The sequence below is a fragment of the Caulobacter radicis genome (genome assembly GCF_003094615.1).
Classification (GTDB): domain Bacteria; phylum Pseudomonadota; class Alphaproteobacteria; order Caulobacterales; family Caulobacteraceae; genus Caulobacter; species Caulobacter radicis.
Window position 1 is genome coordinate 475,196 of record NZ_QDKO01000009.1, and the last position, 20,337, is coordinate 495,532.

The 20,337-nt window shown below is 69.5% G+C and carries 14 protein-coding genes and 1 pseudogene; 9 read left to right on the plus strand and 6 right to left on the minus strand.

The annotated features are described in order from the left end of the window. Positions 1-11: 11 nt before the first annotated feature. The 4 genes from DDF62_RS04460 to DDF62_RS04475 all read left to right on the plus strand — a co-directional run bounded on the left by DDF62_RS04460 (position 12) and on the right by DDF62_RS04475 (position 6,644). On the plus strand, positions 12-614 hold the full coding sequence (locus DDF62_RS04460) for an RNA polymerase sigma factor (protein WP_116487981.1): 603 nt from the start codon (positions 12-14) through the stop codon (positions 612-614). Next, positions 583-1,587: a FecR family protein gene (locus tag DDF62_RS04465; protein WP_116487982.1), complete on the plus strand. Its 1,005-nt coding sequence runs from the start codon at positions 583-585 to the stop codon at positions 1,585-1,587. Before DDF62_RS04460 ends, DDF62_RS04465 begins: the two co-directional genes overlap by 32 nt. Positions 1,588-1,678: 91 nt before the next feature. Then, a complete protein-coding gene (locus DDF62_RS04470; RefSeq protein WP_116487983.1) occupies positions 1,679-4,915 on the plus strand; it encodes an outer membrane beta-barrel protein in 3,237 nt (1,078 codons plus the stop codon). A 100-nt stretch (positions 4,916-5,015) separates the two neighbouring features. Then, entirely contained in the window at positions 5,016-6,644 is a 1,629-nt protein-coding gene (locus DDF62_RS04475; RefSeq protein WP_116487984.1) for an alkaline phosphatase D family protein, read from the plus strand. Here DDF62_RS04475 and DDF62_RS04480 read toward each other — a convergent pair. The 3 genes and pseudogenes from DDF62_RS04480 to DDF62_RS04485 form a co-directional block, all read right to left on the minus strand. Next, positions 6,641-8,293, minus strand: a complete 1,653-nt coding sequence (locus tag DDF62_RS04480; protein WP_425267018.1) for a PAS domain-containing sensor histidine kinase — start codon at positions 8,291-8,293, stop codon at positions 6,641-6,643. The genes DDF62_RS04475 and DDF62_RS04480 overlap by 4 nt on opposite strands. After that, positions 8,267-9,121 (minus strand): annotated as a pseudogene (locus tag DDF62_RS26570) (GAF domain-containing protein); the annotation flags it as partial. The pseudogene DDF62_RS26570 and the gene DDF62_RS04480, both read right to left, overlap by 27 nt. A gap of 112 nt (positions 9,122-9,233) precedes the next feature. Further along, a complete protein-coding gene (locus tag DDF62_RS04485) occupies positions 9,234-10,835 on the minus strand; it encodes an EAL domain-containing protein (RefSeq protein WP_116487986.1) in 1,602 nt (533 codons plus the stop codon). Positions 10,836-11,085: 250 nt separating this feature from the next. Here DDF62_RS04485 and recA point away from each other — a divergent pair, with 250 nt between their 5' ends. Further along, positions 11,086-12,156 carry a recombinase RecA gene (gene recA, locus DDF62_RS04490; RefSeq protein ID WP_116487987.1) on the plus strand — a complete coding sequence of 357 codons (1,071 nt, stop codon included), beginning with the start codon at positions 11,086-11,088 and terminating at the stop codon, positions 12,154-12,156. Between the two features lie 476 nt (positions 12,157-12,632). Here recA and DDF62_RS04495 read toward each other — a convergent pair whose 3' ends face one another. Beyond that, positions 12,633-13,151, minus strand: a complete 519-nt coding sequence (locus DDF62_RS04495; RefSeq protein WP_116487988.1) for a hypothetical protein — start codon at positions 13,149-13,151, stop codon at positions 12,633-12,635. A gap of 175 nt (positions 13,152-13,326) precedes the next feature. Here DDF62_RS04495 and alaS point away from each other — a divergent pair, with 175 nt between their 5' ends. Next, on the plus strand, positions 13,327-15,969 hold the full coding sequence (gene alaS, locus DDF62_RS04500) for an alanine--tRNA ligase (RefSeq protein ID WP_116487989.1): 2,643 nt from the start codon (positions 13,327-13,329) through the stop codon (positions 15,967-15,969). Positions 15,970-16,041: 72 nt separating this feature from the next. Here the strand turns inward: alaS and DDF62_RS04505 are convergent, their stop codons facing one another. Further along, positions 16,042-16,722, minus strand: a complete 681-nt coding sequence (locus DDF62_RS04505; protein WP_116487990.1) for a hypothetical protein — start codon at positions 16,720-16,722, stop codon at positions 16,042-16,044. A 110-nt stretch (positions 16,723-16,832) separates the two neighbouring features. Further along, positions 16,833-18,029 (minus strand): serine hydrolase domain-containing protein, encoded by a 1,197-nt coding sequence (locus DDF62_RS04510; RefSeq protein ID WP_244286699.1) that lies wholly within the window; start codon positions 18,027-18,029, stop codon positions 16,833-16,835. Positions 18,030-18,338: 309 nt separating this feature from the next. Between DDF62_RS04510 and DDF62_RS04515 the strand changes: the two genes are divergently transcribed. The 3 genes from DDF62_RS04515 to DDF62_RS04525 all read left to right on the plus strand — a co-directional run bounded on the left by DDF62_RS04515 (position 18,339) and on the right by DDF62_RS04525 (position 20,306). After that, entirely contained in the window at positions 18,339-19,187 is an 849-nt protein-coding gene (locus DDF62_RS04515) for an alpha/beta hydrolase (RefSeq protein ID WP_116487992.1), read from the plus strand. Between the two features lie 111 nt (positions 19,188-19,298). Then, complete coding sequence (locus DDF62_RS04520; RefSeq protein WP_116487993.1) at positions 19,299-19,952, plus strand: hydrolase; 654 nt, start codon at positions 19,299-19,301, stop codon at positions 19,950-19,952. Positions 19,953-20,015: 63 nt separating this feature from the next. Then, complete coding sequence (locus tag DDF62_RS04525) at positions 20,016-20,306, plus strand: XapX domain-containing protein (RefSeq protein ID WP_244286700.1); 291 nt, start codon at positions 20,016-20,018, stop codon at positions 20,304-20,306. Positions 20,307-20,337 lie beyond the last annotated feature (31 nt).

Below are 20,337 nucleotides of genomic sequence, written 5' to 3' on the forward strand. Positions count from 1 at the left end.
AGCGGATCAGGATGACCGGCGCCGACAGGGAAAGACAGCGATGGTTCGTGCGCAACGTGCTGCCGCACGAGCCGGCCCTGCGCGGCTGGCTGTCGCGCAGCACGCCGGCGGGCGTCGATCCCGAGGACGTCATCCAGGAGGCCTACACCATCCTGGCCGAGCTGGAGACGGTGGAGACCATCCGCTATCCGAGGGCTTATCTCTTCCAGGTGGCGCGCTCGGTGATCATGCGCCACGTGCGGCGGGCCAGGATCGTCTCGATCCACGCGGTGGGCGACCTGGAGCGGCTGGACCATCCCGACGACGCCGCCTCGCCCGAGCAGCACGCGCTGGACCGGGACGAGCTGCGGCAGCTGGCCCGGGCGATCGCGGCCATGCCGGCCAAGGTTCGCGAGGCCTTCGTGCTGCGGCGGGTGGACGGGCTGTCACAGCGCCAGATCGCCGAGCGGATGCGGATTTCGGAGAATACGGTCGAGACGCATATATCGCGCGGCGTTTCGTTCTTGATTGATTGGTTCGGCCGTAGCGGAAACAAGCGGTCCCAAACCTCTAGTACAGTGGATGCGGAGATCGCCTCGCCAGATGGCCGAACGAGACACCAGTCGAGACATTGACGAAGCGGCGTCCAACTGGACGGCGCGGCTGGATCGTGGGCCGCTGACTCCGGAAGAAGACCAGGCGTTTCAGGGCTGGCTGAAGGGCGATCCCCGCAGCCGGGGCGCGCTGCTGCGCGCCCAGTCGCTGTTCATGATGAGCGAGTCCGCCCAGGCTCTCGGCGCGCATTACGACCCGGCCGACTTCCAGGAGCCGGCGGCGCCGAGGCCGCGCGGGCTGTCGCGGCGCGGGGCCCTGCTGTGGGCGGGCGGCGCGGGGGCGGCCGCCTCGCTGGCGGCCCTGGCCGTGGGCGTGCCGGCGGCGGGCGCGGTGACCAGCACCCGGCGCGGCGAGATCCGGCTCGTGCCGCTGAGGGACGGTTCGACCGTGCTGCTCAACACCGACAGCCGCATCCGCGTGCGCTATGGCCAGAACGAGCGGTTCGTCGCCCTGCTGAAGGGCGAGGCCTATTTCTCGGTGGCGCGCGACGAGCGGCCGTTCGTGGTCGAGGTCGACGGCCGGCGGCTGCGCACCAGCCAGGCCGGTTTCCGCGTGCGCAAGCTGGCGGCCGATCCCGTCGACCTGCTGGTGCAGCAGGGGCGGGTGGACGTGACGATCCCCAGGCTGGCCGAACCGACGACCCGCCTGGCCCTGGACGGCAATACGCGGCTGGTGATGGCCGACCTGGTTCCGCGCCCGCAGCCGATCACCCCGTCGGCGGTCACGCGCGAGCTGGCCTGGCGCGAGGGCAAGCTGGCCTTCGAGGGCGAAAGCCTGAAGGAGGCCGCCGAGGCCTTCGCCCGCTACAGCGACACCCGCATCGCGATCCCAGACCCGGCCCTGGCGCGCGAGCCGGTGGCGGGTCTGTTCGCCGCAAATGATCCGGTCGGCTTCAGCCGCGCCATCGCCCGGGTGTTCGACGCCCGCCTGGACCAGAAGGGCGACCTGGTCGTCCTGAGCCGCGCCTCAACCCGGACGAGCGCCTCGGACTGAGAATTTTTTGTGACCGGTCACGGAAGCCCGCGGCCGGCGGCTCTCAACCCGCGACGTCGCGATCTGGGCGACGATTGGGGGCTGACTGCCGATGACTTCCCGCTACTCCATCCTCGCCTGCGGCGTCGCCGCCGTGGCGCTCGCCGTCGCCTCGCAAGCCCAGGCGCAGGACCGAGACTTCGACATTCCGGCCCAGCCGGCCGTGCGCGCCATCCCCGAACTGGCCCGCCAGGGCCAGGTGCAGATCGTGGCGCCGGCCCGCCTGCTGGACGGCGTGCGCACCCCGGCCGTGAAGGGCCGCATGGACGTGCGCACGGCGCTGTCGCGCCTGATCGCCGGCACGCCGCTGCGCATCGACAGCGACGACGGCCAGGTGATCACCCTGAAGTCGGCCGGTCCGGCCGGCGCCCGTCCGTCGTCGGCGGCGGGCTCGGGCGTGGTGCGCGGCAAGGTGCTGAACACCGCCACCGGCCAGTACGTCCGCAACGCCGAGATCCGCGTCGAGGGCACGACCATCGTGGCCTTCTCCGAAGACGGCGGCGACTTTCGCCTGAACGGCGTGCCGGCCGGCGAGGTGACGGTGGCGGCCAAGTACGCGGGCCTGGAGACGGCCCGCACCGTCGTCACGGTCGAGCCCGGCCAGACCGCGGCGGTGACCTTCGATCTGACGGCCTACGCCGCGGCCGGCGGCGACGCGGTCGAGGCGGTGACGATCACCGCCGCCCGCGACGGCCAGGCCGCCGCCATCATGGAGCGCCGCGCCTCGACCAACGCCAAGAACGTGGTGGCCGCCGACAACTTCGGGGCCCTGACCATGGGCGACGTCGGCGAGTTCATGAAGAACATGCCCGGCGTGTCGCTGGACTACACCGAGGTCGACGCCACCGCCGTGCGCATCGGCGGCCTTGATCCCAAGTACTCGACCTTCACCACCGACGGCGCGCGCATGGCCACGGCCACGTCGAACAACAATTCGGGCCGCCAGAACTCGTTCGAACAGATGTCGATCACCGGCATCGACTCCATCGAGCTGAACAACACCCTGCAGGCCAGCATGGACGCCGACAGCCCCGGCGGCTCGATCAACCTGCGCAGCAAGTACGCCTTCCAGCGCAAGAGCCGCCTGCTGCGCTTCCAGATCGGCGGCGTGGGGACCTCGGACTCGACCCTGTCGCGGCAGTACCTGCCCGACGACAAGAAGCATATGACGATCTACCCCTCGGCGCAGATCGGCTATGGCGACGTGTTCCTGGATGGTCGTCTCGGGATCGCGTTCAACGCCAGCTACAACGCCAACTTCGTCCAGCAGGACCGGGTGCAGACCGACTGGTCCTACCTCGCCGACGGCCGCGTCATGCCCTACCAGGTGATGTGGCGTCCGGGTCCGAAGCTGACCAGCCGCAAGGCCGCCAACCTCAGCGTCGACTACAAGATCACCGACAAGCTGGCGCTTAGCCTGCGCAGCACCTACTCGTTCTACGACGTCGAATACTTCAACCAGTACACCTACCTGATCTTCGGCACGACGACGGTGTCGCGGGCGACGGCCGATTCCACGCCGACCCACATCGTCGTGAACCCCAGCACGACCAACACCCGCCTGCACACCCAGTATTCGCACCGCTACGCCGGCACCCCGGCCTGGGTGTTCGCGCCGAAGCTGGAATATCGCGGCGACACCTTCGAGGCCCTGCTGCGCGCGAACTATTCCAGCTCGCAGTTCAATTTCGAGGACAACGACCAGGGCTTCTTCGCCCGCACCGACAGCTACCTGACCCGCATCGGCTTCACGCTGGATCGCGCGTCGGAGGACAGCAACGCCTGGACCATCAAGCAGACGGCCGGCCGCTCGTGGAGCGATCCGGCCAACTTCAACCGCGACGACGACATCGGCAACAACATCCGCACCTCGCAGTCGAACGCCAACAACCAGATGTATGGCGTCAACCTCGACCTGAAGAAGCAGCTGGCCATCGGCGACGTGCAGCTGAAGCTGCTGGGCGGGGCCGCCTTCCGCACCAACATGTGGAAGACCAACGAAGGCTCGTTCAAGCAGTTCCAGTACGTGGGTCCCACCGGCGACCTGACCCAGAAGGCTCCCGAGGCCGTCATCCCCTGGACGCAGAACTACCAGTTCAAGATCCACGGCTTCGACGCCGGCAACATGAACGAGCAGGGCTGGCGCGCGGACAACAACTACGCCGTCTACGACATCTACCAGGCCCATCCCGAGTACTTCGTGCCCGACACCGTGGGCAACCTGAAGCGCCAGCTGGATAACAACAAGAAGATCGGCGAGGAGGTCAGCGCGGCTTATGTCGAGGCTCAGCCGCGTCTGGGCAAGGCCCAGTTCGACCTTGGCTTGCGCTACGAGAAGACCAAGACACAGGCGCGCGTCGCCGACATCCGCTCGGCCAAGGAAGTGACCGCCGCGGGCCTGTCGACCAGCACCGTCGAAGGCCTGATGTACCAGTACCGCAACGGGACCTACACGACCCGCGAGGGCGAGTATGACGACTGGTTCCTGAGCGGCGGGGTGAAGTACGACTTCAACAAGCGCCTGGTGGGCCAGGTGGCCTTCAGCCAGTCGATCCTGCGCCCCGACTACGGCAACCTGGGCGGCGTGGTGGCCGTCGACGACAACAACCTGATCGTCACCGTGCCCAACCCGCTGCTCAAGCCCGAGCACTCGACCAAATACTACGCCAGCCTGCTGTATTACCTGGAGCCGTCGGGCGTGGTCGGGATCTCGGCCTATCAGCTGGACGTCAAGGACATGCAGGTCACCGGCATCACGGTCGATCCCGAGGACGTCGGCTACAATCCGGGCGACTACGCCGGCTATACCTTCCGCAGCGCCCAGAACCTGCCGGGCACCAGCACCAACAAGGGGATCACGCTGGAGTACGACCAGCAGCTCAACTTCCTGCCGGGCGCCTGGCGCGGCCTGGGCCTGCGGGCCTCGGTCACCAAGATCGATCCGGACGGCGAGCGCGTGAACCTGCCCAAGACCTCGGCCAACTGGGGCCTGCGCTACAGCTACGGCAAGCTGGACCTGCAACTGACCGGCAACTGGCAGGACGCCTACCGGACCAGCGCGCTCAGCAACACGCCGACCACGGCCAACAACGGCATCCTCTACCGGGCCGAGCGGCAGCTGTGGAACGTCAGCGCCAGCTACAAGATCAACAAGCGCTTCGAGGTCATGCTGGCCGGCCGCAACATCTTCAACGAGCCGGACATCGTCTACTCGAACGTCCGCAGCCGGGTGCAGCAGTACAGCATCTACGGCTCGATGTGGAACGTGGGCCTGAAGGGCGTCTTCTAAGGCGCTTTCGGCTCTCCGGCGGCCGCGTTCCTCCCCTTCGCGCGGCCGCCCCCCTTTTTCTTTTCTCGTCACTCCGTCGTTCAGATCGAAGAGGTCTTTCGTGGTTCTGCACATCGATCGCCGCAGCCTGGTGCTGGGCGGCCTGGGCCTGGGGGCCATGGCCATGCCGGCCGGCCGCGCGGCCGCCCGGCAGCTGCTGGGCGCCAGCGGCTTCACCCACAACGTGGCCAGCGGCGAGCCGGGGCCGGACAGCATGCTGCTATGGACGCGCTTCGTCCCCGCCGGCGACGGCGGCGTCGTCACGCTGCAGGCCGAGGTGGCGCTGGACCAGGCCTTCGCCAAGGTCGTGGCCGGCGGCGTCGTGCGCACCGGGGCCTATCGCGACTGGACCGCCAAGCTGACCGTCGACGGGCTGAAGCCCGGCACGGTCTTCTGGTACCGCTTCGTGGCGCCGGACGGTTCGAAGTCGCCGGTCGGCCGCACCAAGACCCTGCCGGTCGGCCCCGTGTCGCGCTTCGGCCTGGCGGTGTTTTCGTGCTCGAACCTGCCCAACGGCTACTTCAACGCCTATGGCCACGCCGCCGCCCGCCAGGACCTGGACCTGTGGCTGCACACCGGCGACTACATCTACGAGTACGGCGTCGGCTCGACCCGCGAAGGCGACTGGGCGCAGGGCCGCAAGGAACAGCTGCTGCCGGTCACCGAGATCCTGGCCATCGCCGACTATCGCATGCGCTACGCCAGCTACCGCGCCGATCCCGACTTGCAGCGCCTGCACCAGATGGCCCCGATGGTGGCCCTGTGGGACGACCACGAGTCGGCCAACGACAGCTGGGAGGGCGGGGCCCAGAACCACCAGCCCGACAAGGAGGGCGACTGGAACGTCCGCCGCGCCGCGGCCATGCAGGTCTATCGCGAATGGATGCCGGTGTCGGACGAGCCGTGGAAGGCCTATCCGATCGGCGCCCTGGCCACGCTGTACCGCACCGAGTCCCGCCTGCTGGGCCGCACGCGTCCCGCCGACCTCGGCGCTGCGTTCAAGGCGGCCGATCCCGACGCGGCGCTGAAGGCGTTCCGCGACGGGGCCTGGCGCGATCCGTCGGCGACCATGCTGGGCTCGACCCAGGAAAGCTGGCTGGCCCATGAGTTCAAGGCTTCGTCGAAGGCCTGGCAGCTGGTCGGCATGGGCACCATCCTGGGCCGCACGGTGATGCCCAGGGACGCCGTCGACTGGCTGCGGCCCGAGGTCGCCGACAAGAAGGTCGCCGGCTATCGCAACAACGTCCGCGCCGCCCAGCAGGGCGTGCCGATGTGGATGGACCGCTGGGACGGCTATCCGGCCGCCCGCTCGCGCCTGCTGAAGGCCGCCCTGGCCGCTGACACAGACCTCGTCATGCTGTCGGGCGACAGCCACAACGCCTGGGCCTACGGCCTGGTGGAGGACAGCCGTCCCGCCGGGGTGGAGTTCGCCGGCCAGGCGGTGACCTCCAACGGCATGGAAGGCGACATGGGCGCCGACCCCAAGGTCGTGGCCCAGGGCTTCATGGCCGCCAATCCCGAACTGAAGTGGGCCGACACCAGCCGTCGCGGCTACATGATGATCGAGGTGACGCCCAGGAGCGTCGCCGGCGAATGGCTGTTCCTGAAGACCATCAAGGCCCGCTCGACCGAACTGGCCGGCAGCCATCGCATGCGGGTCGACCGCGGCCGGCGGGTGTTCGCGGCCTAGAGGAGCGTGCGCATCATCCGGTCGACCCGGGCGGCCAGGTCCGACACCGCGAACGGCTTGGTCAGCACCTCCATGCCCGGCTGGATGTGGCCGTGGTTGAGGGCGGCGTTCTCGGCGTAGCCGGTGATGAACATCACCTTCAGCCCGGGCCGCAGCGCCCGGGCGGCGTCGGCGACCTGGCGGCCGTTGAGGCCGCCGGGCAGGCCGACGTCGGTGATCAGCAGGTCGAAGCGGGCGTTGGACTGCAGCAGGCGCAGGCCCGCCGGGCCGTCGGCGGCCTCGGCGCAGGCGTAGCCCAGCTCCTGCAACGCATCGACGATCAGCATGCGGACGGTCGGCTCGTCGTCGACCACCAGCACGGTCTCGCCGGCGGCCGCCGGGGCGGGCTGTACGGCATGGGCGTCGGTCTCGGGCGCGGCCTCCTCGCCGAAATGGCGCGGCAGGTAGATGCAGACCATCGTGCCCTGGCCGACCTCGGAATAGATCCGCACGTGGCCGTGCGACTGGCGGGCGAAGCCGTAGACCATCGAGAGGCCAAGGCCCGTGCCTTCGCCCATCGGCTTGGTGGTGAAGAACGGGTCGAACACCCGGTCCTGGATCGACTTGTCCATGCCCACGCCGGTGTCGCTGACGCAGACGGTGACGTATTGGCCAGGCTCCATGCCGCGCTCGTCGGCCGAGCGGCGGTCGAGCCACTTGTTGCCGGTCTCGATGGTGATGCGGCCGCCGTCGGGCATGGCGTCGCGGGCGTTGATGCAGAGGTTGAGGAGGGCGTTCTCCAGCTGGTTGTCGTCGACCAGGGTGGCCCACAGCCCGGCCGCGGCCACGGTCTCGACCTTGATCGACGGGCCGACCGTGCGGCGCACCAGTTCGACGAAGTCGGCCATCAGCCGGTTGATGACGATCGGCTTGGGCGACAGGGTCTGGCGGCGCGAGAAGGCCAGCAGGCGGTGGGTGAGGGCGGCCGCCCGCCGGGCCGCGCCCTGGCCGGCGGACAGGTACTTCTCGACGTCGCGCGAGCGGCCCTGCGACAGCCGCGTGCCGATCATCTCGAACGAGCCGGAAATGCCCGACAGCAGGTTGTTGAAGTCGTGGGCCAGGCCCCCGGTCAACTGGCCGACGGCCTCCATCTTCTGGGCCTGGCGCAGGGCCTCTTCGGCCTCGCGCAGGCGCTCCTGCTCCTCCAGCCGCGCGGTGACGTCGTAGACGAACTGGTAGGCGCCGGCTTGCAGGCCCATGTCGTCGCGCAGCACGCCGAACCGCATCTCGTAGAAGCGTCGGTAGCCGCCCGGAGCGCCGTAGGCCTCGACCTTGACGAACTCCTCGCCGGCCAGGGCCCGCGACCAGACCGACCGCACCTGGGCCTGGTTCTCGGGCTGGTCGGACAGAAGGTCGAGCATGCGCTCGCCGACGCGGGGCGTGACGCCGAACACCTGCTCGAACTCGCGCACGGCCGCGCCGTTGACGGCCAGCCAGCGGAAGTCGTTGTCGACCACCTGCACCAGGGCGGCCGTGCCCTCCACGATGTCGGCCAGCACCCGGCGCTCGGCCAGGGCCGCGGCGACGCGCTGTTCCAGCGTCTCGTTCAGCCGGCGCAGGGCCAGCTCGGCGCGGCGGCGCTCGGTGATGTCCTGGAACAGCACGGCCACCTGCTTGCGCTCGGGCGGCTCGATGCGGAACGACGACAGCGACAGATAGCGGCCGGTGGCCACCAGCTCCTGCTCGAAGCGGATCGGCTCGCCGGTACGCAGCACGTGGCCGTAGCGGGCCACCCAGGCGTCGGCCTCGTTCGGCACCATCTCGCGCAGCTTCTGGCCAACCACGTTGGGGATGCCGGCGTGGCGGGCGTAGGCGGCGTTGGCGTCGATGTGGACGTAGTCGCTGTCGGGACCATGCGGGCCGTCGAGGAACTCGATGATGCAGAAGCCCTCGTCCATCGAGTCGAAGAGGGTGCGGTACTTGCGCTCGCTGTCGGCGCTGGCCTGCAGCGACAGGCGCAGGTCGAGCTGGCTCATCACCTGGCGGGCCAGCACCTGCAAGGTGCGCTGCTGGAGGGGCGACAGGTCCTTGGGCGCGGTGTCGAGCACGCACAGCGTGCCGATCGGCAGGCCGTCGGCGGTCTTCAGCAGGGCGCCGGCGTAGAAGCGCAGGTGCGGATCGCCGGTGACCAGGGGATTGCAGTCGAACCGGTGGTCGCGCGTGGCGTCGGGGACCAGCAGGAAGTCGTCCTCGAGGATCGCCTTGGCGCAGAACGAGCTCTCCAGCGGCGTCTCGCGCACCCCCAGGCCGACCTCGGCCTTGAAGAACTGCCGGTGCTCGTCGATCAGGTTGACGACCGCGATGGGCGCGCCGCAGATCTCGGCGGCGAGGGCGACGATCTCGTCGAAGGCGGCCTCGCGCGGGGTGTCCAGGATGTCGTAACGGCGGAGCGCCGCGAGGCGGCGAGCCTCGCGTTCCGACGCGGCAGCGGCGTTCATGCTGGTTGCGGCCCCCCGGTCCCCGCGTGTCGACTCGCCGACGACGAAGGCCGGCGCGGTCCCTTAGACGCTTGGCGCGGCCAAGGGTTCCACGCAAGTATGGTGAAGCTGTCTAGCCCCAGCCTTCCGACACGCCGGCGCGGCGGGCCATGGGGGTGATGGCCGACGGTTTCTGCGAGGGCTGCGGCTGGTCGGCCGGCTTGCCGTAGAGCCAGCCCTGGGCGAAGTCGACGCCGGCCTTGCGGACCACTTCTTCCACCTCGGCGGTCTCGACCATCTCGGCCACGGTGCGGACGTTGAGGTCGCGGCACAGCTCGACAAGCCGGCGGACCATGGCCCCGTCGCGGCTGTTGCCGGCCAGTTCGCGCACGTAGCGGCCGTCGATCTTGACGATGTCGAGCGTCAGCTCCTGCAGGTAGGCGAACGAGGCCGCGCCGGCCCCGAAGTCGTCCAGGCAGACCAGCGAGCCCAGGCCGCGCAGGGCCTGGATGTGGCGGTTGGCGCGCGGCAGGTCGTCGATGGCGCTGGTCTCGGTGACCTCGAAGATCAGCTTGCCCTTGGCCGCCGGGGTGGCGGCCAGCAGGCGGCCGATGTGGTCGACGAAGGTCTCGCTGACGATGGTGCGGCCCGAGACGTTGACGGCCAGGCGGACATTGCCGGCGCGGTCGGCGGCGATCCGGCGCACCGCCTGCTCGGCGATGGCGTGGTCCAGCTCCTCGATGATGTCGAACTCCTCGGCCATGCGGATCAGGGCGAAGGGGCTGGCGCCGTCCTCGAAGCGCACCAGCGCCTCGTGGTGGTGGGCCTGGCCGCTGGAGAGGTCGACCACGGGCTGGTAGGCGAGGGTGAAGCGGCGCTGGCTGACGGCCGCGCCCAGGGCGCCGGCGCGGGCCAGGGTGCGCTTGACCGAGCGGTTCATCGCCTCCGACAGGGTCATCGGCGGGGTGTCCTTCAGGCCCTCGCGCAGGAAGTCGTCGAGGGCGTAGCGCAGGGCCCGCAGGCCGCGCGACGAGGTTCCGCCGTCCAGCGGCACCACGTGGGCGCTGGCGTCGAGGGCGGCGATCTTGGTCAGGCGGGCGGCGAGCGCCTCGGGCCGGTCGTCCTTGGCCCGCAGCAGGGCGAAGCGCTCGGGCGAGACCTGGGTGGCCATGGCCCCGGCGTGGGATTCGGCGCGCACGGCGCCGGCGATCTTCATGTCGAGGGCCAGGGCCTCGGGCGGGGCCAGGCCGTCGCGCAGGGCGGTCAGGCCCGCGAACTCGACCATAGCCAGTTCGAGCTCGAGCCCGGTGACCCTTGCGGCTTCGAAGAGGCCCTTGGCGATTTCCTCGAAGTTCTCGCGCGGGCGCAGGCCGGAGGCGTCCAGGCCCCCCGCCGGGGCGCGGGCGGCGGTGATCGCCACCGAGGTCCGTCCGAAATTGTCGGGGAGGGCGCGCAGAGTGACTCCGACGAAACGTTCCGGCTCGCCGGCGACGCGGACGGTGACCGGACCCCGGCGCTGGCCTTCGTCGAGAGCGTAGAGCGTCGCGTCCATCAGCGGGCGGTCGGCGGCGGTGAACAGGTCGCGCCAGACGCGGCCCATCAGGGAGACTTCGGACTTGCCCATGATCTTCTGCGCCGCGCCCAGGGCGAGGCTGACGCGATCGCCCTCGAGTTCGAGAAGCAGGTCGGCGCTGGCGAAGGCCAGACCGAGGAGACGGCGCGGATCGATAGACAAGGACGAAGGCTCCCCCTGAGGGGGCCATCTTGCGCCCCCTTAGCTTAAGGAGCCGTGCATGGGGCGCGGCAAGGGGCGTGCGGCGAGCGGGTGCGGCGGCCGGTCGCGGAATGGACCGGGCGAAGCGAAAAGAACATCTTGCGAACATAGAACAAAATGTGTACGCATTAATCATTCCACAGGCGGTGGGCGTAGCGGCGCCCGAACTTCCGGCCCAGCGGTCGGAATCATGGAATAAGGCGATCATCCAATGACCAGTCAGGCGGCTTTGAAACTCGTGGGCAAAGAAGAAGGCGACAAGGCGCGGGCGCTAGAAGCGGCTCTGGCGCAGATCGATCGGGCCTTCGGCAAGGGCTCGGTGATGAAGCTCGGCGAAAAGGGCAAGGTCGAGATCGAGTCGGTCTCCACCGGCTCGCTCGGGCTCGACATCGCGCTCGGCATCGGCGGCCTGCCCAAGGGGCGCGTCGTCGAGGTCTATGGTCCGGAAAGCTCGGGCAAGACCACCCTGGCCCTGCACGTCGTGGCCGAGGTCCAGAAGGCCGGCGGCACCGCCGCCTTCGTCGACGCCGAGCACGCGCTTGATCCGTCCTACGCCCACAAGCTGGGCGTCAATCTCGACAACCTGCTGGTCTCCCAGCCGGACAACGGCGAACAGGCCCTCGAGATCACCGACACCCTGGTGCGCTCGGGCGCCGTCGACATCGTCGTGGTCGACTCCGTGGCCGCCCTGACCCCCAAGGCCGAGATCGAGGGCGAGATGGGCGACAGCCTGCCCGGCCTGCAGGCCCGCCTGATGAGCCAGGCGCTGCGCAAGCTGACCGGCTCGATCAACAAGGCCAACACCATCGTCATCTTCATCAACCAGATCCGTCACAAGATCGGGGTGATGTACGGCAGCCCGGAAACCACCACGGGCGGCAACGCCCTGAAGTTCTACGCCTCGGTGCGCCTGGACATCCGCCGCACCGGCTCGGTCAAGAACCGCGACGAGATCATCGGCAACAACGTCCGCGTCAAGGTGGTGAAGAACAAGGTGGCCCCGCCGTTCCGCGAGGTCGAGTTCGACATCATGTACGGCGAGGGCATCTCCAAGCTCGGCGAGATCATCGACCTGGGCGTCAAGGGCGGCATCATCGACAAGGCCGGCTCCTGGTTCTCCTACAACAGCCAGCGCATCGGCCAGGGTCGCGACAACGTCCGTGAGTTCCTCAAGAACAACAAGGACCTGGCCAACGAGATCGAAACGGCCGTGCGCAAGGCCTCGCAGAAGATCGAGGAAGAACTGCTGGTCGGCGGCCCCGAGGAGGGCGACGAAGACTAGGACTTGAGTTTCGGCGCGCGCCTGCGCCGAACGTCGCGGCCGCCGCCCGCCGAGGGCGACCCCGCCTTATAGCCCGCGGCGGCACGACACCGCCGTCGACGGCCGCGATCCCCGGACGCCTGGACCCCATGCCAGGCGTCCGATTTCGTTTGTCCTCCCCCGTGCAACGAGGGAGGCAGCGCGGCGCAGAGCACCGTGACGGACGGGGCGACCGCCGCAGGGCCGATCGGCCGATGGCGGGGCTGGGGCTTGTCCAGGGCCGGCCGGGACCGGGCCGTTGCAAGCGCAGGAACAGCAGAGCGGGCGGAGCGCCGATGCCAAAGATCCTCCCCCTCTGGGGGAGGTGGCGCGAAGCGCCGGAGGGGGGACGTTCTCAGCTCTCGAGGCGTCCGCCGTTCAGACCGTCCGCCCGTCGGCTGTCCGCCGAGCAGCCCGTCCCCGCCCGGCGACCGTCCCAGGACGACCGCCGCGCCCGCCTATTCCCCCATCCGGAACCGCGCCCGCTGCACGCAGCGCGGCTGGCCGTCGAAGATCGCCACCCGGGCGGCGGCGAGCGGCGCCCAGTAGGCCAAGGCCTTGGGCGTCTCCACCGCCAGGGCGCCGGGGCCGGTGAAGTCGCAGACCTGGGCCTCGCGCTTGCGGCCGTCCAGGCGATAGACGTGGCGCGAGCATTGCGCGTGGCCGATCCGGCGCGACAGGCGCGCGTCGTCGAACTCGGTGGTCATCGGCGCCCTGCGGGAGACGGCCGCGAAGTCGGCCGCCGAGATGACGGGGCAGGGGTCTCCGTCCAGGCTCCAGCGGACGGCTTCCTCCGCCTGGGCCTCGACGCCGGCCTTGTGTTCGGCGCGGTACCAGGAGCTGGCCAGCGGCGAGACGACGGCCGCCGCGAACAACAGGCGCAGCGGCCAGGGCGGCGGGCGCCTGCCCTCCACGCGGACCTCGCCGACATGGCGTGGAGGACGCCGGCGCTGCGGGCCAAGATTCCGTTCGAACATCCCCGCTCCCCCGGCCGTGATCCCGATTCAATAGCCTCGCAGTGCCGATCATCGCCAGGGCGGAGCTTTGGAAAGCCGGCCATTCCCGAGGTTGGATTTCCACAAAGCTTGAAACCGCGCTATGCAGCGCCGACCTCCGGCAGCCACCGGACCTTTCGAGATTCCCGAGACGACGATGCCTAGCCTCAACGAGATCCGCAGCACCTTCCTCGACTACTTCGGCAAGGCCGACCACGCCGTCACGCCGTCGGCGCCGCTGGTGCCGCAGAACGATCCGACCCTGCTGTTCGTCAACGCGGGCATGGTGCCGTTCAAGAACGTCTTCACCGGCGCCGAGACGCCCGCCCATCCGCGTGCGGCCAGCTCGCAGAAGTGCGTCCGCGCCGGCGGCAAGCACAACGACCTGGACAACGTCGGCTACACCGCCCGCCACCACACCTTCTTCGAGATGCTGGGCAACTTCTCGTTCGGCGACTACTTCAAGGAACAGGCGATCACCCACGCCTGGACCCTGCTGACCGGCGAGTTCAAGCTGCCTAAGGACAAGCTGCTGGTCACGGTGTACCACACCGACGACGAGGCGGCCGATCTGTGGAAGAAGATCGCCGGCCTGTCCGACGACAAGATCATCCGCATCCCGACCAGCGACAACTTCTGGTCCATGGGCGACACCGGCCCGTGCGGCCCGTGCTCGGAAATCTTCTACGACCACGGCGAAGGCATCTTCGGCGGCCCTCCGGGTAGCCCGGATGAAGACGGCGACCGCTTCATCGAGATCTGGAACCTGGTGTTCATGCAGTTCGAGCAGATCGCCGGCGGCGAGCGCGTGGCGCTGCCCAAGCCCTCGATCGACACCGGCATGGGCCTGGAGCGCATCGCCGCCGTGCTGCAAGGCCAGCACGACAACTACGACATCGATCTCTTCAAGGCGCTGATCGCCGCCTCGGTCGAGCTGACCGGCGTCAAGGCCGAGGGCGACCAGGCCCCGTCGCACCGCGTTATCGCCGACCACCTGCGCTCGTCGTCGTTCCTGCTGGCCGACGGCGTCACCCCGTCGAACGAGGGCCGCGGCTACGTGCTGCGCCGGATCATGCGCCGGGCCATGCGCCACGCCTACCTGCTGGGCGCCAACGAGCCCCTGATGCACCGCCTGGCGCCGACCCTGGTCGCCGAGATGGGCCAGGCCTATCCGGAGCTGCGCCGCGCCGAGGCCTCGATCGTCGAGACCCTGCGCCAGGAGGAAGAGCGCTTCCGCACCACGCTGGGTCGCGGCATGGGCCTGCTCGACGAGGCCACCGCGGGCCTGTCGACCGGCGACGTGCTGGACGGCGAGACCGCCTTCAAGCTCTACGACACCTACGGCTTCCCGCTCGACCTGACCCAGGACGCCGTGCGCGCCAAGGGCCTGACCGTCGACACCGACGGCTTCGACGTCGCCATGCAGAAGCAGCGCGAGATGGCGCGCGCCAACTGGGCCGGCTCGGGCCAGCAGGGCGCGGCGGCCGCCTGGTTCTCGATCAAGGAGAAGGCCGGCGCCACCGACTTCGTCGGCTATGAGACCACCGAGACCACGGGCGTCGTGAAGGCCATCGTCGCCGACGGCGCCGAGGTCGAGTCCGCTGAAGCGGGGCAGACCGTCGACGTGCTGCTCGACCGCACCAGCTTCTACGCCGAAAGCGGCGGCCAGGCCGGCGACACCGGCGTGATCGAAGCCAATGGCGCCGAAAGCCGCGTGCTCGACACCCAGAAGCAGGCCGGCGAGCTGCACGTGCACCGCGTCGAGCTGACCGGTCCGCTGAAGGTCGGCGACCAGGTCGTGGCCTCGGTCGACGCCGAGCGCCGCCACACCACCCGCTCGAACCACTCCGCCGCCCACCTGGTGCATGCGGCCCTGCACCATGTGCTGGGTCCGCACGTGGCCCAGAAGGGCCAGATGGTCGACGGCGAGCGCATGCGCTTCGACTTCAGCCACGGGGGACCCCTGAGCGCCGACGAGATCGAGCGCATCGAGGCCGAGGTCAACGCGGTCATCCGCCAGAACGTGGCGGCCCGCACCGAGGAGATGGCTCCGGAAGCGGCCATCGAGGCCGGCGCCGTGGCGCTGTTCGGCGAGAAGTACGGCGACAGCGTGCGCGTGCTGACCCTGGGTGACTCGCTGACCGACGCCGGCAAGGCCTATTCGGTGGAACTGTGCGGCGGCACCCACGTGGCCCGCACCGGCGACATCGCCCTGTTCAAGATCGTCTCCGAGCAGGGCGTCGCCGCCGGCGTGCGCCGCATCGAGGCCCTGACCGGCGAGGCGGCTCGCCGCTTCCTGCTTGACCAGGCCGGCGTCGCCAAGGCCCTGGCCGACCAGTTCAAGACCCCGGTCGCCGAGGTCCTGGCCCGCGTCGACGCCCTGGTCGCCGAGCGCAAGAAGCTGGAAAAGGAACTGGCCGAGGCCAAGAAGCAGCTGGCCCTGGGCGGCGGCGGCGCGGCCTCCGGTCCGGAAGACGTGAATGGAACGGCCCTGATCGCCCGCGTCCTCGACGGCGTCGGTGGCAAGGAGCTGCGCGGCGTGGCCGAGGAGTTCAAGAAGCAGCTGACCTCGGGCGTCGTGGCCCTGGTCGGCACGACCGACGGCAAGGCCGCCGTCACCGTGGCCGTGACCGCCGATCTCGTCGGCAAGTTCAGCGCCGCGGACCTGGCCAAGGCCGCCGTGATCGCCATGGGCGGCCAGGGCGCGGGCGGCAAGCCCGACTTCGCCCAAGGCGGCGCGCCCGACGCCAGCAAGGCCGACGACGGCCTGGCGGCCATCAAGGCCGTGCTGGCCGGCTGATACCGTCAAGGACCGAGGGCGGCGCCGCCGCCCTGGGTCCTTGACCGGATAGCGCGCGGCCGGGGCATGGGGCTATCGGCGGCGAGCCCATGCATTGTGGACGTCAACCATTTCCTGATACTCCCGAAGGGTCTCGTCATGGGTGAGGCCAAGCGCGTCCATCTGCCGAGCCATCAGCACCTTCAGGTCGTTCGTGCGGATCTCATCGTTGTCGAGCGGGCACAACGTCGCCGTTACGGCGACGACGCCATCGACAAGCGCGCCAAGGATCGGGTTCGCGCGTAGATCCATGCTCCAGACGATCAGGTCGAAACGAACATTTTCGCCGTTCAGCGTGGCGAGGACGTATTGGCTGCTCTGCTCGTGACTCGGCCCAGCCACGACCTTGCGGACCAGGGCTCGGGAAACCCAGGGGTGGGTTTCGAACAGGTGCTTGGCCAGGGCGTCGGCCACGGCCTGGTGCGCGGCTCTCAGACAATACAGGCCGCCTTCCTGATGATCGCACCGATCATCATCAGGCTCTTCGACCGTCTCATCGACCAGATCCTTGAAAACGAAGGCGTCGGCGGCGAGGCGCCCCATCCCCAGGGTCGGCGCGGGGTTCCATTTCTGGCTTGGCTTGTCGATCTCGACCTGCTGCAGCTCCAGGCGGGCTTTCACCACCTCGTCCAGAAGAGACAGCGCGCCGCCCTCGACAGAACTCCGCCGGACGCGTTCGGCCCGGTAATCCTTCAAGCTGACAAACAGAGTCATCGCGTTTCCCTGAAGCGACGGGCCGAAGGCCCGGAAGGCTCGCGCGCGGCAGGCGCGGCGAGACCTTCCCGCATAGGAGTGTCCGACAGTTTAACCGGACCGCTCAGCCTTTACGGCTCCAGCTGGACCTGGCCCTTGCCCAGTTCCAGCCAGTCGGTGAACGGCCGGTGATAGTAGAGGTCGAAGACCTCGGCCTGCAGCTTGAAGGGCAGGCTGCTTTCGCTGTTCCACAGCATCACGACGCCGGTCTTTTTCTGCGGGTCGAACATCATGGTGGCGCGATAGCCGTCGACGGCGCCGCTGTGGCCGGCCAGACGGTGGCCCTGGTAGCCGAAGCTGCGCATGGCCAGGCCATAGCCCGGCTTTTCCAGCGTGCGGCCCAGCGGCGAGTTGCCATAGGGCTTGCCGGTGTTGACGCGCGGGCGCTGGATTTCCTCGAGCACGCCGGCGGGCAGCACGGCCGGCGCCAGGCCCATCTGGGCCTGCATCCAGCGGGCCAGGTCGACGATGTTGGAGTTCACGCCGGCGGCGGCGGGGGTCAGGTAATAGGCCTCGGCCAGGGTCAGGCGGCGGCCGTAGCGCGACGGGCGCGCCCAGTGCTTGGCGTCGCTGAGCTCGCCCATGCCGATCGTGGCGCTGCTCATGCCCAGGGGCAGGAACAGGCGCTGGCGCACCTCTTCGGCGTAGGGGCGGTGGGTGGTGGTCTCGACGACCTCGCGGATCGTGTCGAAGGCGACGTTCTGGTAGGTGTGGCAGGTGGCCGGCGGGCACTGGGGCGGTACGTCGCCCAGGGCCTGGCGGATCATCTTGGGCGCGCGGCCGCCCTCCAGCCAGCCGTCATAGGCGTTGCGCGGCAGGCCCGTGCGCTGCGACAGCAGTTGCTCGATCGTCAGGGTTTCCTGGGCGTTGGCGGGCAGGCGCAGCGTGGTGTGGAACTTGCCCAGCGGGTCGGCCAGCGCGAAGGCGCCGTCCTGGGCCAGGCGCGCGCTCAGCGAGCCGGCCACGGTCTTGGACAGCGACGCCCAGCGGAACACCGTGTCGGCGCCCACCGCCTCGCCGTCGTCGGGCGCGGTGACGCCATAGCCCTTCACGAACGACAGCCGGCCGCCCTCGACCACGGCCACGGCCAGCCCGGTCATCGAGCGGTCGTGCATCATCGCCTGGATGCGGGCGTCGAGGGCGCGGTAGTCGATCTCGCCGCGCCAGTCCTGCGGCTTCAGCGGCAGGACGACGGGCGTGGCCGCGGAGGCGATCGCCTTGTCGTCGACGGCGCGCGGCGCGCGGGTGCAGCGCGAGACGCCGAACACCACGCCGCCCAGCAGGGCGACGCCGACGGCGGCGGCCGTCGCTATCCGCCCGACCGTCCAGCGACGGCGACGGAAGGTGAACTGCGAGGTCTTGAGGAACTTGGTCAGGCTGGCCGTCCGTACGCAGGAAAGCAGCGGCCAGACGCCGGCAGCCCCCCGGCGTCACGTCCGCGACACATGAAACACGAAGCGTCCGTCCTAGCGTTTTGACGCGAGGCGACAACCCCATTTGAGCCGCAGGTCCGGGATTGTCGGGCCGCCGCCGCGCGAGCGTCTTGCCGGGCGCCACCGGGGCGATAACATCGCCGCATGAAACGCATCGCCGCTGTCGTCACCGCCGCGCTCCTGGTCTTCGGTCCCGTCGCGACTTGGCAGGCCAGGGCGCAGATTCACGAGCGGGTCTATCCGGCCCCGAAGGCGCCGCTGGACCTGGCCGGCCTTCCTTCCGCCGCGGCGATGACCACGGTCACGACCGCCGACGGTCTGCCCCTGCGGGGCGTCGAGGTGGCGCCGCGCGACGGCAAGCCGACCTTCCTGATGTTTCACGGCAACGGGTCGAGCGCCACGGACTCGGTGCGCTGGCTTTCTCCCCTGGTGGCCGAGGGCTATGGCGTGGTGGCGGCCGAATACCGCGAATACAGCGGCAATCCCGGCCGGGCCAGCGAGAAGGGCCTGGCGGCCGACGCCGACGCCTTCTTCGACAGGGCGCGGACCGTCGCGGGAGCCGGTCCCCTGATCGTCGTCGGCCACAGCCTGGGCGGCGGCGTCGCCTTCGGCCTGGCCAGCCGGCGCAAGCTGGACGGCCTGGTCACGATTGGAACCTTCACGCGGCTGTCGGCCATGGCCCCGGCCATCGCCCGTCCGCTGCTGACCGACCGCTACGACAACAAGGGCGCGATCGCCGCGCTGGATGAGCCCCTGTTCCTGATCCACGGCGACGCCGACGAGGTCATTCCCTACGCCCACGGCGAGGCGCTGCGGGCGCAGGCGGCCGCCGCCCACCGCCAGGGCGCGTTGTTCACGGTGCGGGGCGCCGGCCATGGCCCGGATTCGGCGACGCTGGCGATGGTGCTGAGGGCGATCGTCGCCAAGGTCGAGAGCGGCGAGGCGACGGCGAAGGTCACCCTGCCCGCCCATGTGCGGCTGGCGCCGTTCTAGACGCTCCGATGGCCCGCTTGGCCAAAACGCAGGGGGACTGAACAAGACTGTTTTTGTCGGCGTCGACACATTCCGCGGACTTCTTCCACTCCGCATCCAAGGACAAAGTCGATGCCGATCAAGGCCACCCCGACCCCCGGCCCGCAGCTGCTGACGCCGACCGACCACACCCTGATCATGATCGACTTCCAGTCGCAGATGGCGTTCGCGACCCACTCGATCGACGCGATCACCCTGCGCAACAACGCCGGCCTGGTGGCCGCCGCCGCCGCCGGCTTCGGCGTCTCGACCATCCTGACCACGGTCGCCGAGAAGAGCTTCTCGGGCCCGATGTTCGCCGAGGTCACCGCGCCGTTCCCGGGCAAGACCCTGCTGGACCGCACCTCGATGAACACCTGGGAAGACGCCCCGGTGGTCGAGGAGATCAACAAGATCGGCAAGGACCGCATCGTTCTGGCCGGCCTTTGGACCAGCGTCTGCATCGTCGGTCCGGCGCTGTCGGCCCTGGCCCAGGGCTATGAGGTCTATGTGATCACCGACGCCTGCGGCGATGTCTCGGCCGAGGCCCACGAACGCGCCGTCGAGCGCATGATCCAGGCCGGCGCCCGTCCGATCACCGCGCTTCAGTACCTGCTGGAGATGCAGCGCGACTGGGCCCGCACCGAGACCTACGACATGACCACGGGCATCGCCAAGACGCACGGCGGCGGCTACGGCCTGGGCATCATCTACGCCAAGTCGATGTTCAACGCCCACGAAGGCTAACCAGCCCGCGCAGCGCCGGCTCGTTGCCGGGCCGGCGCGGCGCGTCCCTGCAAGGCGTCCCCCATGATGAAGATCTATATCCTGTCGCTCGCCGCGGGCCTCGCGGTCGGCGTGTTCTACGGCCTGCTGCAGGTGCGTTCGCCCGCGCCGCCGGTGGTGGCCCTGGTCGGCCTGTTCGGCATATTGGTCGGCGAGCAGATCCCCCCGCTGGTCAAGGGCTGGATGGCCCGCAAGCCGGCCGCCGTCTCGTGGCTGAAGCATCAGGTGGGGCCGCACATGTTCGGCCCGCTGCCCTGCGGCCAGAAGCCGACCGAACTGGCCGACAACGATACGCCGGCCGCCCCCAAGGCCTGAAGGCTCGTCCCGCCAGCGCGCTGGCCCCCAA

Bases quoted from the DNA above. Each gene is read 5' to 3' on its own strand.
- DDF62_RS04460 (WP_116487981.1), top strand. From the start codon at position 12: ATGACCGGCGCCGACAGGGAAAGACAGCGATGGTTCGTGCGCAACGTG.
- DDF62_RS04465 (WP_116487982.1), top strand. From the start codon at position 583: ATGGCCGAACGAGACACCAGTCGAGACATTGACGAAGCGGCGTCCAAC.
- DDF62_RS04470 (WP_116487983.1), top strand. From the start codon at position 1,679: ATGACTTCCCGCTACTCCATCCTCGCCTGCGGCGTCGCCGCCGTGGCG.
- recA (WP_116487987.1), top strand. From the start codon at position 11,086: ATGACCAGTCAGGCGGCTTTGAAACTCGTGGGCAAAGAAGAAGGCGAC.
- DDF62_RS04495 (WP_116487988.1), bottom strand. From the start codon at position 13,151: ATGTTCGAACGGAATCTTGGCCCGCAGCGCCGGCGTCCTCCACGCCAT.
- alaS (WP_116487989.1), top strand. From the start codon at position 13,327: ATGCCTAGCCTCAACGAGATCCGCAGCACCTTCCTCGACTACTTCGGC.
- DDF62_RS04505 (WP_116487990.1), bottom strand. From the start codon at position 16,722: ATGACTCTGTTTGTCAGCTTGAAGGATTACCGGGCCGAACGCGTCCGG.
- DDF62_RS04515 (WP_116487992.1), top strand. From the start codon at position 18,339: ATGAAACGCATCGCCGCTGTCGTCACCGCCGCGCTCCTGGTCTTCGGT.
- DDF62_RS04520 (WP_116487993.1), top strand. From the start codon at position 19,299: ATGCCGATCAAGGCCACCCCGACCCCCGGCCCGCAGCTGCTGACGCCG.
- DDF62_RS04525 (WP_244286700.1), top strand. From the start codon at position 20,016: ATGATGAAGATCTATATCCTGTCGCTCGCCGCGGGCCTCGCGGTCGGC.